This window comes from Candidatus Pseudothioglobus sp. Uisw_041 (assembly GCF_048087625.1).
Lineage (GTDB): Bacteria > Pseudomonadota > Gammaproteobacteria > PS1 > Pseudothioglobaceae > Pseudothioglobus.
The window spans coordinates 1,141,617-1,155,801 of record NZ_CP159805.1; the positions used below are offsets into that span (position 1 = coordinate 1,141,617).

The 14,185-nt window shown below is 35.7% G+C and carries 12 protein-coding genes, 1 tRNA gene and 1 pseudogene; 2 read left to right on the forward strand and 12 right to left on the reverse strand.

Annotation, left to right across the window (positions count from 1 at the left end; all coding sequences use genetic code 11):
• Positions 1-2 precede the first annotated feature (2 nt).
• Complete coding sequence (locus tag ABXT44_RS05770) at positions 3-1,322, reverse strand: aspartate aminotransferase family protein (protein ID WP_416686299.1); 1,320 nt, start codon at positions 1,320-1,322, stop codon at positions 3-5.
• 580 nt (positions 1,323-1,902) lie between these two features.
• Here ABXT44_RS05770 and ABXT44_RS05775 point away from each other — a divergent pair.
• Positions 1,903-2,904, forward strand: a complete 1,002-nt coding sequence (locus ABXT44_RS05775) for an Ldh family oxidoreductase (RefSeq protein ID WP_416686300.1) — start codon at positions 1,903-1,905, stop codon at positions 2,902-2,904.
• 7 nt (positions 2,905-2,911) lie between these two features.
• Here ABXT44_RS05775 and ABXT44_RS05780 read toward each other — a convergent pair whose 3' ends face one another.
• The 9 genes from ABXT44_RS05780 to ABXT44_RS05820 all read right to left on the reverse strand — a co-directional run bounded on the left by ABXT44_RS05780 (position 2,912) and on the right by ABXT44_RS05820 (position 11,718).
• Positions 2,912-3,229, reverse strand: a complete 318-nt coding sequence (locus ABXT44_RS05780) for a hypothetical protein (RefSeq protein WP_416686301.1) — start codon at positions 3,227-3,229, stop codon at positions 2,912-2,914.
• A 30-nt stretch (positions 3,230-3,259) separates the two neighbouring features.
• Entirely contained in the window at positions 3,260-4,447 is a 1,188-nt protein-coding gene (locus ABXT44_RS05785) for an acetyl-CoA C-acetyltransferase (protein ID WP_416686302.1), read from the reverse strand.
• A gap of 57 nt (positions 4,448-4,504) precedes the next feature.
• Positions 4,505-5,041, reverse strand: coding sequence for a DUF4442 domain-containing protein (locus ABXT44_RS05790; protein WP_416686303.1), 537 nt, complete (start codon positions 5,039-5,041; stop codon positions 4,505-4,507).
• Between the two features lie 57 nt (positions 5,042-5,098).
• Positions 5,099-7,504, reverse strand: a complete 2,406-nt coding sequence (locus tag ABXT44_RS05795; RefSeq protein ID WP_416686304.1) for a tetratricopeptide repeat protein — start codon at positions 7,502-7,504, stop codon at positions 5,099-5,101.
• Between the two features lie 185 nt (positions 7,505-7,689).
• Positions 7,690-7,765: transfer RNA gene (locus ABXT44_RS05800), tRNA-Asn, on the reverse strand.
• An 86-nt stretch (positions 7,766-7,851) separates the two neighbouring features.
• A complete protein-coding gene (gene icd, locus ABXT44_RS05805; RefSeq protein ID WP_416686305.1) occupies positions 7,852-9,102 on the reverse strand; it encodes an NADP-dependent isocitrate dehydrogenase in 1,251 nt (416 codons plus the stop codon).
• A 14-nt stretch (positions 9,103-9,116) separates the two neighbouring features.
• The gene (gene rimI / locus ABXT44_RS05810) at positions 9,117-9,620 is read right to left on the reverse strand and encodes a ribosomal protein S18-alanine N-acetyltransferase (RefSeq protein WP_416686306.1); all 504 of its coding nucleotides are present in this window, start codon (positions 9,618-9,620) and stop codon (positions 9,117-9,119) included.
• Entirely contained in the window at positions 9,559-11,052 is a 1,494-nt protein-coding gene (gene ilvA, locus ABXT44_RS05815; protein WP_416686307.1) for a threonine ammonia-lyase, biosynthetic, read from the reverse strand. The genes rimI and ilvA overlap by 62 nt, the downstream gene beginning before the upstream one ends.
• 57 nt (positions 11,053-11,109) lie before the next feature.
• Complete coding sequence (locus ABXT44_RS05820; protein ID WP_416686308.1) at positions 11,110-11,718, reverse strand: HAD-IA family hydrolase; 609 nt, start codon at positions 11,716-11,718, stop codon at positions 11,110-11,112.
• 173 nt (positions 11,719-11,891) lie between these two features.
• On the opposite strand from ABXT44_RS05820, the pseudogene dksA reads away from it, so the two are divergent.
• Positions 11,892-12,304: pseudogene (gene dksA / locus ABXT44_RS05825) on the forward strand (RNA polymerase-binding protein DksA).
• 7 nt (positions 12,305-12,311) lie between these two features.
• Here dksA and thiL read toward each other — a convergent pair.
• Entirely contained in the window at positions 12,312-13,241 is a 930-nt protein-coding gene (gene thiL / locus ABXT44_RS05830) for a thiamine-phosphate kinase (RefSeq protein ID WP_416686309.1), read from the reverse strand.
• A gap of 4 nt (positions 13,242-13,245) precedes the next feature.
• Complete coding sequence (locus ABXT44_RS05835) at positions 13,246-14,184, reverse strand: histone deacetylase family protein (RefSeq protein ID WP_416686310.1); 939 nt, start codon at positions 14,182-14,184, stop codon at positions 13,246-13,248.
• Between the last annotated feature and the right edge of the window lies 1 nt (position 14,185).

Consider the following 14,185-nt stretch of genomic DNA (forward strand, 5'->3'; position numbering starts at 1 on the left):
CTTTATTGTAATTCTTTAATTGAGTCAGATATTGCTCCAACGACATCCTTTATTTCTTGTTCAGATACGATAAATGGCAAACCTAATTGAATAGTATCACCACCATATCGAACATAAAAGCCTTTATCCCAGCACTTCATTGCAATTTGATAGGGTCTTAATGCAGGTTCATTTTTAGCAGACTCAATAGTAATTCCACCAGCCAGTCCATAATTACGAATATCTGTAACATATTGCAAACCCTTAAGACTATGAAGTTCTTTTTCAAATAATGGGCTCATTTTTTTAACTCGCTCTATCAAATTATCATTCTGTAATATATCTAAACTTGCAATTGATGCAGCGCATCCCACAGGGTGAGCTGAATATGTATAACCATGGAATAATTCAACTAAATAATTTGGTGCTTTTGTATCCATAAAAGTTTCATAAATATTTTTTTTAACTACTACTCCACCCAGTGGTTGGCTGCCATTACTAACCTGTTTTGCAAAAGTCATTATATCTGGAGTAACGCCAAAAGCTTCGCCACCTGTTTTCGCGCCCATACGGCCAAAAGCGGTTATCACTTCATCAAAGATTAATAAAATATCATTAGAGTCACAGATTTTACGTAGCCTTTTTAGATATCCTATGGGAGGTGGAAATACGCCAGCAGAACCAGCCATTGGCTCTACAATTACTGCTGCAATATTAGAGGCACCATGCAATAATATTTTATTTAATAAGTCATCTGCTAAATGATCTCCAACCTGGGGCTGCCCTTTGCTAAATATATTTTCTGGGAGAAGGGTAGACAATAAATGATCTGCTTCAATTCCTTGTCCAAACATTTCTCTATTAGGACCAATACCACCAACACTAATCCCTCCAAAATTAACTCCATGATAGCCTTTAATCCTTCCAATCAAACGAGTCTTTCCGACCTTTCCCTTATGCCTCCAATAAGCTCGAGCAATTTTTAGGGAACTATCTACTGCCTCTGAGCCAGAACAAGTAAAAAAGACACGATCCAGATCTTTTGGAGTAAATTCAATAATTCTATTTGCCAACTCAAACGATTTTTCGTGTCCAAATTGAAATGCAGGAGAATAATCCAAAGTCTCAATTTGTTTACTGACTGCTTCAATAATTTCAGGGCGAGAATGGCCTGCTCCACAAGTCCAAAGACCTGAAAGGCCATCAAATATTTTCCTGCCTTTATCATCTATGTAATAACTGTCTTTAGCAGAAACCATTATTCGTGGATTTGCTTTAAACTCTCTATTCCCACTATAAGGCATCCAGTGAGCATCATAATATTTAGGATTATTTTTTAACATTTTTTATTCTCCTATCATCTAAGGTATTTGACTTAACCCTTAAAAATAATTATCTTTTTACCTTAAGCAGCATTTCTTTTTATTATTATTCTTAGAGGGTCCAATCTATAACTCTCTTATCTTTCTCTCCATTTAATAATAGTTGGCTTTCTGTTGGATTAGCCTTTGCAATAATCTGGCCATTACGAATTACAAATAAACGTGCATTGCATAAGCGTATCGCTTCAATTTATTCATTAACTTCATACTAATTTAATTAATAAAATAACTAAATACTTCTTGACTGAATAGACAGGCTATATAATTTTTATATAGTTGTCAACTATAATAAACAGACTAACTTAAAATTAACTTCAAAGCTCTATTAAACAAGTTTGAACTTTAGCTAAGTTCAAATTGAAATATCAACTTTTAACCTATTGATTTTTATAGAAAGAGAAACTATATGAATGAATTTACAACTTTTCATTAGGTTAAGAAATATTAAGTTACTAATATGTTATCATTTTTTTTGATTTACTTTTGAGCTCGTTGAACTGAAAAGGCAATTCAATTCTTACAAATTTAAGGATAAAATTCTATGACTTCTAAAACAATCAATATAGGCCTTGATGAAATTTTTAGTTTAGCTAAGGCGGCACTTATTAATCATGGAGCTAACGAAGAAAATGCAGATGCAGTTGCAAATACAGTAACTAATGCTGAGCGTGATGGTTCAATTTCTCATGGTCTATTTCGTATTCCTGGGTATATCAAGGCCCTTCAAAGTAAAAAAGTAGATGGCTCTGCAACTCCAGAAATAAGTGAAGTTACGCCAGTAATTTTAAAGTGTGATGCAAAGAATGGATTTGCTCCTTTGGCTCATCAATATGGTATTAAAAAACTTATCGAAGCTGCTCAAAAATTTGGAATTGCGGGATTATCAATTCAACGCTGCCATCACTTTGCAGCCCTTTGGCCCGAAGTTGAGGCAATCAGTGAGCATGGACTTGTTGGATTGACGTCTGTTTCATATATGCCAGGTGTTGCTCCTTCTGGAGGAGCTACAGCATTATTTGGCACTAACCCAATAGCATTTTCATGGCCGCGCCCTGGTAAAAATCCAATTGTTTTTGATATGGCAACTGCATCTATGGCAAAAGGAGAAATTCAAATTGCTGCAAGGGACGGTCACTCTGTGCCCCTTGGTACTGGCCTGTCTTCATCAGGAGAATTAACAACTGATGCTTCAGAAATTGATAAAGGTGTTTTACTTCCATTTGGCGGTCATAAAGGTTCGGTCATTGCCCTTATGGTTGAACTCTTATCTGGTCCATTAGTTGGAGAAACCTTCTCTTATGAAACCAAGGAGCGTGATAATGGGGATGGAGGTCCAGCCCAAGGAGGTCAGTTTATTCTTGCTATGTCACCAGAAATTATATCTGGCAAAGATACTTCAGCACAGACCGAGGAGTTTTTAAAAAAATATAATAATATCGATGGGACTCGCTTGCCTGGATTGAGAAGACATGAAAATAGAAAAAATATTGGCCCAAGAGCAGTCAATTTAGAGCTAATAAATACTATTAAAAAGTTAGCATAACTAAAATCTAAAGCAAACTAGAGTAGAGGTAATCAGCCAAATCAACAGTATCTTTTAGTGGATTTTTAGTGCAGTAGTTTATGGTTGCTAAATATATTAGCTGAGGGTCAGGTATCCCAGGATAGCTCGACGTTTCATAATTTCTTCCAGTATAGTAGCCACTAAACCAAAACATAATCATGTTTTTAACGTCAGCATTTTCTTCTTCTACCAGCTTATTTACAGTTTCGCACTTCATATAGCCAACTGCTGAGTATGAATAACTTGTGCCTACAATTAAAAAATTCCCAAATACAAGCATCAAGATAACTAGAAATTTTTTCATTAATACACCTAGTTAAAGAAATTAATAATACTAATGTACCCTTTCAACTGCAATTGCAACACCCATACCACCACCAATGCACATAGTAGCAAGGCCTTTATTTACTTTATCACGCTCCATACCATGAAGCAAAGTCACCAAAATTCTAGCGCCAGATGCGCCAATTGGATGACCTAAAGAAATTGACCCGCCCGTTACATTCACTTTAGACTTATCCCAACCTAGTGAGTCATTTACAGACATTGCTTGCGCTGCAAACGCCTCATTAGCCTCAATTCGATCAAGTTCAGAAGCTTTCCAGCCAGCTTTTTCAAGACACTTAGTGCTTGCCGGTATTGGACCCGTTCCCATGATAGATGGATCCACCCCAGCACTAGAGTATGAAACAATTCTTGCCATAGGCTTTAGTTTCAGCTCTTGCGCCTTAGATGCACTCATGACCATAACTGCTGCTGCGCCATCATTAATACCTGATGCATTCCCTGCTGTTACAGTCCCATCTTTTGAAAATGCTGGACGGAGATTAGCTAAAGAATCCATACTTGTAGTATGTCTTGGAAATTCATCACTATCAAAAATAGTGTCGTCACCTCTTCGCTGCGGAATAGATATTGGGGTTATCTCATCTCGAAACAAGTCAGATTTTTGAGCAGCTTCCGTTTTTTGTTGTGATTCTAGAGCAAACTCATCTTGAGATTGTCTTGAATAGTCAAACTTGGTTGCAATATTTTCTGCAGTAACGCCCATATGGCAATCATTAAATGCACACCATAAACCATCTACAACCATAGTGTCAACCATCGCCCACGGGCCCATTTTTTTACCTTCTCTTGATTTTGGAAGAACATGACTTGAAAGACTCATACTTTCTTGACCACCAGCAATAACTATTTCAGCATCACCACATGCAATTGCTTGAAATGCTAGCTGTACTGCTTTTAATCCACTACCACAAACTTTGTTAATTGTCATAGAGGGAGTTTGATAAGGGAGCCCTGCCTCAATTGTAGCTTGTCTGGCTGGATTTTGGCCACTTCCAGCTGTCAAAACTTGTCCCAAGATCACTTCATCAATTTGATCTTTATTTACACCAGTTTTTTTTAATAATGAAGCTATCACTTCAGCGCCTAATTTATGTGCTGGAATTGAAGAAAGAGAGCCGCCAAATGATCCTAGAGCAGTTCTTGTAGCTGCAACAATAACAATTTCATGATTCATATTAATTACCTTTCCTTAAAAAAACTTTTAATAATTATAAAGCTTAATAAAAATTAACTACTTTGCTTTTTTATTTATTCTTGCTTTCTGTTTTTCTTTGAAAAAGGCTTTATTAGCAATGTAAACTCTTTTTCGAACTTCACAGTAAACAATACTTTTATCTTTATTTGTTAATTTTGTAGTTACAACTATTTCAAATTCATTTTGCTCATGCGCTTTCTGTTTAATCTCTTCAAGCTCTTCTTCGGTATATATAAACTCAGCATAAAGATCTTCTTTTGCAGGTCTTCTAAAAAAAATTTCAGCAGCCTTATCCCAAACCACATAATCATCTCCAATAAGATTCATTAACTGAGTCATTGGGAATGGATCAACTGCAGAAAACATACTCCCACCAAAAATAGTATTTACATAGTTAGCATTTTTATAGCTAAAAGGAAGTCTAATTTGTATCTTTAGAAAGTCTTCAGAAATATAAATAACCTTTGCAGAGGTTCTTCTGTACATTGGAGATATATTAAAACCAAATTTCAACACTTTTGGTTTGCTAATAAATCTTGCAGCTAGTTCTGCAATTTTTTTATACGTAATCATTCTGGTAAGTTATTGAAAAAATATCTAAGCCAGTTAGAATTATAAAAACCATATTTTTTAATGTTCCAGATAAATATGATCTGGATTTAATCCATTTTGATATCTTTCATACATTTCCAAATAAGCAGACTCAAGCTGCCGTGTATACAATGGAGTGTCATATAATACTGCTGTGGGTATATTATAAATTAGCTTGTCTTTAATCATTTTTAGTTTTTCAGGATTTGTTGCCAGCTGAATTGCAAGAGACTCGTATTGTTTTTGAGTGGTCGTAATTAGTTCTGGCAAATTAACTGCTCTTAAGAGACTTGCTGCAACCCTGCTTGCAAAAGAGTTACCCTCACAGGTCAATACTGGCAATCCCATCCTTAGAGCATCACTCGCAGTAGTATGAGCGTTATAAGGCAGTGTATCTAAGAATAGGTCTGCTTCTTTAATTCTATTTAAATGATCTTCAACAGGCATACGTTTAGCAAAAATAATACGATCTTCATTGATTCCAAGCTTTATTGCTTCGTTTTTTAAGTTTTTGTTAGAAGTGGTATTACTTTCAAACAACCATAACACACTATCCTCAACAGCGCTAAGAATTCGCATCCATCCAGAAAAGGTAGAAGGAGTAATTTTATATGCATTATTAAAACAACAAAACACAAACCCTTTAACAGGCAATCCAAGCTCATCACGTATTAATGAATTCTTAGAAACCTCTCTATTTGACATATTAACTTGATAACTATTAGGCATATAAACAATTTTTTCTGAATAATACTGCTGTTTGTCTTCAGGAATAAGGGCTCGATCGGCTATTATATAGTCCATATATTCTGCACCCGTTGTGCCTGGATATCCCAAATAATTAACCTGTATTGGTGCGCAACCTTCTGCGAATATGTTAGGTCGACCGCCTTGAGTATATCCTCCTCTGTTTACAGCAATATCGATTTCCATCTTTCTTGCTAACAATGATATCTCTCGATCTGATTTTAATTTCACATCGATAAACTGGTCAAAACATACGGAGACTCTTTGTCTCCATTTATCATGTGTATCGGGTCCAAATGAAAAGGCTATAAGTTCAAAAAAAATTTTATTATGACATTCAAATAATTCCGCCATTAAATGCATCCCAGGATGGTTATGGAAGTCGCCAGAAAAATATGCAATACGGATCTTTTTATGTCTAGGATAAACCTCAATTTTAGGTAAATCATAGCTTTGAGGATAAAACTTATCACTGAAAATTTCAGCACTTTTCTTCTGCATCTCAGGATTATCAATTAGGCCTAAAAGTGGAAATGGACTTGTTGCCTGTAAACCATTATTGACTTTAATCGTTAATTCATTAAGGTGAGTTGCCCAATCATCCCATATCCCAAGTTTTCTTTTGATATGCAGATAATCACCTAGGAGAAAATCTAAATCAGGATTAAGGGAAAAAGCACTTTCGTAACTTACCATTGCTTCATCCGTTCTATTTATTTCCATCAGTACTTTTCCATGGTTGCGATAAGCTTCAACGAAGTCTGATTTAATAACGATTGCCATCTCAAAACTCTTAACTGCATCATTGAGTTGACCAAGCTCATGTTGCACAATACCAAGGTTATTAGCTGCATCAGCAAAGTCTGGTTTAATAACGATTGCCATCTCAAAACTCTTAACTGCATCATTGAGTTGACCAAGCTCATGAAGCACAATACCAAGGTTATTAGCTGCATCAGCAAAGTCTGGTTTAATAGTAATTGCATTCTTATAGGCTATAACTGCAGTATCTAGTTGACTGAGATCCTTGAGAACATTACCAAGATTATTACATGCATCAGCGAAGTCTGGTTTAATAGTAATTGCCTTTTTATAGCTTATAACCGCCTCTTCCAGATGGCCAAGCTCTTTGAGTGAGACGCCAAGGTTATTATGTGCATCAGCGAAGTCTGGTTTAATAGCAATTGCCTTTTTATAGCTTTTAACCGCCTCTTCCTGATGACCAAGCTCTTTGAGTGAGACGCCAAGGTTATTATAAGCGGCAACATGATTTGGTTTTATATCAAGTACCTTTTTATAGCTCTTAACAGCGTCATCCAGATTTCCAAGCTCTTTAAATATGACTCCAAGGTTATAGTGTGCATCAGTATAATTTGGGTTAAGAACTAGCACTTTTTCATAAAATCTAATTGCATTACCCAACTTGCCCATCTCCATATGGATAATTCCAAGATTAAAATAAGCCTTAATATCGTCTGGTTTAATAGCAATAGCCTTCTCAAAAGAATCAACCGCAGCATCTAGCTGGTTGTTTGCTTTATAACAAATACCACTGATATTAAAGAGCAGTGGCTCATTAGGATAGTCATTGATTAAGGCTTTTATTATATCAAGCGCTTTTTTTATCTGACCATTAGAGTAGAGTGTAAAAATAGATTTAATGTGGGCATCTAGAAGGTTTTTATTTTTTTTATTCACTTTGTTATCAAATCTGTTTCTACGAGTAAATATTTTATGTTGATTAAAAAATCACTTTCATAATCTTTAATACTTCTGGGTGATATTAATTATATCAAAACTTTCACTATACTAATTTAAAGAAAATAATACCAAAGACTGGTAAGCAAAAAAAAGACATCCGAAGATGCCTTAGTTATATAAATTGGCTCCCCGACCTGGGCTCGAACCAGGGACACACGGATTAACAGTCCGTTGCTCTACCAACTGAGCTATCAGGGAATAGCGTGAGATTATAACGAGCTATGAATTTTGAGTCAATCAAATCTTTGCTTTTATAGCCTCAACTTGGAGATTTATTTTTTAACCTATTTTATTGAATCCTTTAGAGCCTGTCCAAACTCAGAGCAAGAAAGTAAAATGGCTCCATCTATTAGCCTCTCTAAGTCATATGTAACTGTTCTTTTTTGAATTGTTGTAGCCATTGCATGAAGTATCAAGTCAGCAGCCTCTGTCCATCCCATATGCCTAAGCATCATCTCTGCAGATAAGATCATAGAACCAGGATTCACCTTGTTTTGACCAGCATATTTAGGAGCAGTACCATGTGTAGCTTCAAATACTGAAATATCATCAGAAAGATTCGCTCCAGGAGCAATACCAATGCCGCCCACTTGAGCTGCTAAAGCATCAGATATATAGTCACCATTAAGATTTAAAGTTGCGATAACTGAATACTCACCAGGTCTTAAAAGTATTTGCTGGAGGAACGCATCAGCAATTGAGTCTTTAATAATAATTTCTTTTCCCGTATTTGGATTAGTAAAGCTACACCAAGGACCGCCATCAATTTCTTTTGCACCAAATTCATCTTTAGCAAGCTTATAAGCACAATCTCTAAATAACCCCTCTGTAAACTTCATAATATTGCCTTTATGGACAATTGTCACAGAAGGCTTATCATTATCAATCGCATACTGAATAGCGGCTCTTACGAGCCTTGAAGTTCCCTCTATTGACACAGGCTTGATACCAATACCAGATGTTTCAGGAAAACGAATTTTAGTTGCACCCATTTCTTTTTGAAGAAACTCAATTACTTTCTTTACTTCCTTTGAACCTTGTGGAAATTCTATGCCCGCATAAATGTCCTCAGAGTTTTCTCTAAAGATTACCATATCAATCTTTTCAGGCGCCTTAACTGGAGATGGAGTCCCATCAAAGTACTGAACAGGGCGAAGACAAATATAGAGATCTAAAATCTGCCTTATCGCAACATTAAGTGACCTCATGCCACCACCAACTGGTGTCGTTAATGGTCCTTTTATATTAACTACAAATTCTTTAATTGCATTCACTGTCTCCTCTGGCAAGTACTCACCATAGATGCTATCTGCTTTTTCACCTGCAAAAATCTCCATCCACTGAATCTCTCTTTCGCCGTTATATGCTTTTTTGACAACAGCATTAACAACATCGAGCATTACAGGAGTAATATCAACACCAATTCCATCACCCTCTATATATGTAACGATTGGTTTATTAGGCACAACGAGCACGTTATCCTTTATTGAGATTGCCTCTCCAGTAGGTGGAACTGTGATATTTTTATAGGTCATTAAGATTTTTTTGTTTAGAATTTAAGACGCATTATTATACCGTCTTCTTTCTGATTTGGGTGTTTTGAGTTATTCATATAGTAATTTTTTCTTAGTGAAATCTCCTCAAATCCATGTTTCAAGTAAAAATCGATGGCAGCCTGATTACTCGCTCTTACCTCTAATATAAGCTGACTAATCATTCTATCTTTGAGCTCCTTAATAAGATAATGAAGAAGTTTATTACCATAGCCTTTTCCTTGACAAGCTTTATTGATACTAATATTTAAGATATCAGCATTATCAAGTGTGCGCATAGCCATCAAAAAACCAATAATTTTATTTTTCATACTAATTGAGTAGCATAAATTAGCTGGATTTAGAATACTCTCAATCAGCTGGTTTTTAGACCAAGGATTATGAGAATTTTGTTGCTCTATTAATACTATAGAGTCGATATCATCACGACTAAGTCTGTTAAAGGAAATACTGATAAGCTTTATTATCGGTTTCGTTTTTGTAGTAATACCCCAACTCATCAAACTTAGACTCTAGCTCTTTGATATCCTCGACCTGAAGTCCAATTAAAACCCTTCCATAGTCTGCGCCATGATTACGATAATGAAAAAGAGAGATATTCCATTCTGTCTTAACTTTTTTAAGAAAACTTAAAAGTGCACCTGGGCGTTCAGGGAATTCAAATCTGTAGATAACCTCATTTTCTACATTAGCATGACCACCAACCATATATCTAATATGGGTTATTGCCATAGAGTTATCACTCATATCAAATACTTCAAAAGAGTTACTTAATCTTGCAATAAGTGCTTGTTTTTCAGATTCACCTTTAGTTAGCTTGACGCCTACAAAAATATGCGCATCTTTCTTTGCAGAATATCGATAATTAAACTCAGTAACTGCATTGTTATCTAATAACTCACAAAACCTTAAAAAACTACCTGGCTCTTCAGGAATAGTAACTGCAACAATAGCCTCATTAACTTCACCTAAGTCAGCTCTTTCGGCAATATACCTAAGTCTGTCAAAGTTGACATTAGAACCAGATACAATTGAAACAATATTTTTATTTTTAAGGCCATGCTCTTGGATATATTTTTTAACACCTGCTGTTGCAAGAGCTCCTGCGGGCTCTGAGACTGAACGAACGTCCTCATAGATATCTTTAATAGCAGCGCACATTTCATCGTTACTAACCAAAATGACATCATCAACGCATTCTTTTGCAATCTCAAATGGAAGTTCCCCAATTTGTTTGACAGCAACGCCATCAGCAAAACGTCCAACATCGTCAAGTACAACTCTTTCATTAGCCTCTAATGCTGTAAAAAGCGTTGGCGAGTCAACTGGCTCCACTCCGATTACTTTAATGTGTGGAGCATAATGCTTAATATAGCTTGCCATTCCCGAGATAAGTCCACCACCACCAACAGGAGAGAAGACATAGTCTATTGGATCAAGCTGAGCTAAGATTTCTTTTGCAACAGTTGCCTGTCCTGCAATAACCTCAAAATCATCATAAGGACTTATAAAACATAAATCTTTCTCAGATACTAGCTTTTTAGCATGGACAAATGCATCATCATAGACATCTCCAAAAAGAATAACTTCTGCTCCTAATTCTTGAACTGCTCGAACTTTAATCTGTGGTGTGCTAGTAGGCATAACGATTGTTGCCTTTATACTTAATTTGCTCGCGCCAAGAGCAACCCCTTGCGCATGATTTCCAGCAGATGAGGCGATTACACCTTTGGCTTTCTGCTCATCGCTCATTGAGCTCATTTTTTGATAAGCGCCACGAAGTTTAAATGAGTGAATAATCTGGTCATCTTCGCGCTTTAAGTAAACTTGGTTAGCAAATTTTTTACTCAATTGCGTTGCAATTGATAGAGGCGACACTTTGGCAACTTCATATACAGAACTGTTGTCAGCCAACTTAACGATTGCACTCATAGAGCTCCTTTATATAATCTACGCTTACCAATGTATGAGTGGTTGGCGTTCCATTTACTATCTAAAAGGTTGATCGTCTTCACCTAAATGGTCAAGAACAACTAAAGCACCCTTAAAGTTTTTCGTATTAGTATACTCGCTAAGAGTAATTACTGTCTTTAGACCTGCAGAAGTTGCTGACTGAAAACCAATTTCTGAGTCCTCAATAACAACACATTCACTGCATTCTAAATTCATTTTATCAAGAACATAATCATAAATATCAGAAGCTGGCTTTTTTTTATCAACAATATCGCCAGCTGCTTCAACTTCAAAATTTTCTAACGCACCCTTTCCAAGAGTTGACTCAAGAATCGCCTTAACATTATTAAATGAGGTTGTAGTTGCTATTGCTAACTTCAAGTTATGGTTAAGAGCATCGTTAATAAGCCTTTCAACGCCAATACGCAGTGAAATAAAACCTGCAGATATTTTGTTAATAAAAATCTCAGTTTTTTTATTATGGATATTAACGATATCACTCTCGCTTAATGGCCATTTTAGTTTTGGATTATAGTTATTAATATAGAAAGATAATCTTTCTTTACCTCCACTTACTGATAACAGTATCCCGTATAAAGCGCTACCCCAATACCAATCTAGCTCATGCAAAATCAAAAGCCTCATTAAACGCTTTAAGGTGACCATCATGCTCTGTATTAGCAATCGTTCCATCCAAATCAAATATTATTGCTTTAAGTGTCATAATAAATATAATTAAATAGGCCAATTTGAAAAAAATCATTGCTATTTTAAGCAATTTTTGGTAAAAACTACCTTTTTTTACACAACTAACTCAAATGACTTCTGAACCAAACTTTGATGAAATCCCATCTTACATTCCAAAAAAGAGTGAAGACTTTATGTCAACCGGTCAGCTTAAGCATTTTATCCATAAGCTTAATGTCTGGAGAGAGCAATTAGTTTTCGAGGCCGAAACGACTATTAATCACATCCAAGAAGACTCCACTCCAGTTGCTGATATTAATGACAGAGCTACTATTGAAGAAGAGTTTGCGCTTGAGTTAAGAACTAGGATCGTGAAAGAAAACTTATCAATAAAATTGATAAGACACTTCATTTGATAGATACTGGTGACTATGGATATTGCAAAACTTGTGGTATCGAAATTGCCCTCAATCGCTTAGAGGCTCGCCCAACTGCTGATCAATGTATTGACTGTAAGACGGTAGAAGAAAGAAAAGAAATTTAGTAAATCTTTAGAAGTGCTGATATGATTTGCCCTGGCCATCATAGCCTTTAATTTTTAGTTTCTTTGAGTCATTAATAACCCCTATGTTTGTAACTCTTATTTTACAAATTTCAGCTATTTTCATTATTTCTGAATTTAAACTTTCTGGCGCTGTAAAGCATAATTCATAGTCATCACCTCCACAAACTGCTAATGACCAATCATCATTATCTGCGATATAATTAGCCATTGATTGGCTTAAGGGGAGTTTTTGAACATCAATCATTGCCCCAACTCTTGAAGCTTTTATGATATGAGATAAATCTTGCTCAAGCCCATCAGATATATCGACACATGAGCTTGCTATTCCCTTTATAGCGATACCAAGTTCAAGTCTTGGCATTGGTTTATTAAGCCTTATCATTTCTGCTTTATGGGGCTTTTCACCCTCATTAATTTTTTTTAGACAGAGCGCAGCATCACCAATCTCACCTGAGAGATATATGTTGTCACCACTCATAGCACCTGATCTCTTAATCGCTTTTGATTTTTCAACAACCCCCATCATAGTAATAGTTATATTAAGAGCACCTCTAGTAGTATCACCTCCAATTAAGCTCACATTATATTTTTTAGATGCCTCTTTGAGAGACTTAGAAAAATGCTCCAACCAAGTCTCATCTAATTTAGGAAGAGTTATTGCAAGTGTGAAGTATTTTGCTGTCGCGCCCATTGCTGCAATATCACTTAAATTAACTGCTAACGATTTATAAGCTATATCTTCAGGAGAGGTATCTTTAAAAAAGTGAACGCCTTCTGAAAGTGTATCTGTTGTGATAACTAATTGATAGCCTGAATCAAGATCAAAAATAGCAGCATCATCACCAACGCCTAATTCAATACTAGAGTCAGATAATGGCCAATTAAAGTAATTTTGTATTAATTCAAACTCATTCATATCTTTAATTACTTAGAGCCTCTAAGTGGGCTTCAATGGATTCTGAAAGCGCCTGAAGATCATAACCACCTTCAAGAAAAGAAATGACTCTTCCATCACTATGTCGTTTGGCAATTTCTACAATATTTTGCGTCAAAGTGTAATAATCTTCAGACTCTAGATTGATGCTCGCTAAAGGATCTCTTGTGTGGGCATCAAAGCCAGCAGAAATGAGTATTACTTCTGGCTCAAATAAGTCAACATTTTTTAAAATTTTCATTTCAAATATTTCCATAAACTTATCTCTAGTAGTATCTGAAGATATTGGCGCATTAAATATATTACCTACTCCAGTCTCAGCCTCTACCCCTGTTCCAGGAAATAAAGGATGCTGATGAATTGAGCCATAAAAAACACTTTTATCATTATAAAAAATTTCCTGTGTGCCGTTTCCATGGTGCACATCAAAATCAATAATCGCTATTTTATTGATATTAAATTTACTCTGTAAATACCTAGCAGTAACAGCGGCGTTGTTTATAAAGCAGAATCCGTTTGCTCTTGATGTTTCTGCGTGATGACCAGGCGGACGAACTGCACAAAAGAGTCTTTTTGTTAATCCACTCATCAATTCATTAGCTGACTCAATGCCTGCTCCACAAGCTCTTAATATTGCCTCTTTACTTTGAGGACAAAGAATAGTATCAGCATAAGGCTCTTTTTCTACACCAACAAGCCCAGAGATTGGAATCATTGAAAGCAAGTCGTCAATATAAGATTGGGGGTGAACAAGATTTATAGTTTTAAAGTCTGCCAATGGCGAGTCTTTAAAAGATATATTAAGCTGACTAATACCTTTAATTGAATCAAGTATTACTTCTAAGCGTTCTTTTCTCTCAGGATGGTTTTCACCATTATTTTTTTCTATACAGTCTAAATGCGAGAAAACAGTTATATCTTCCATT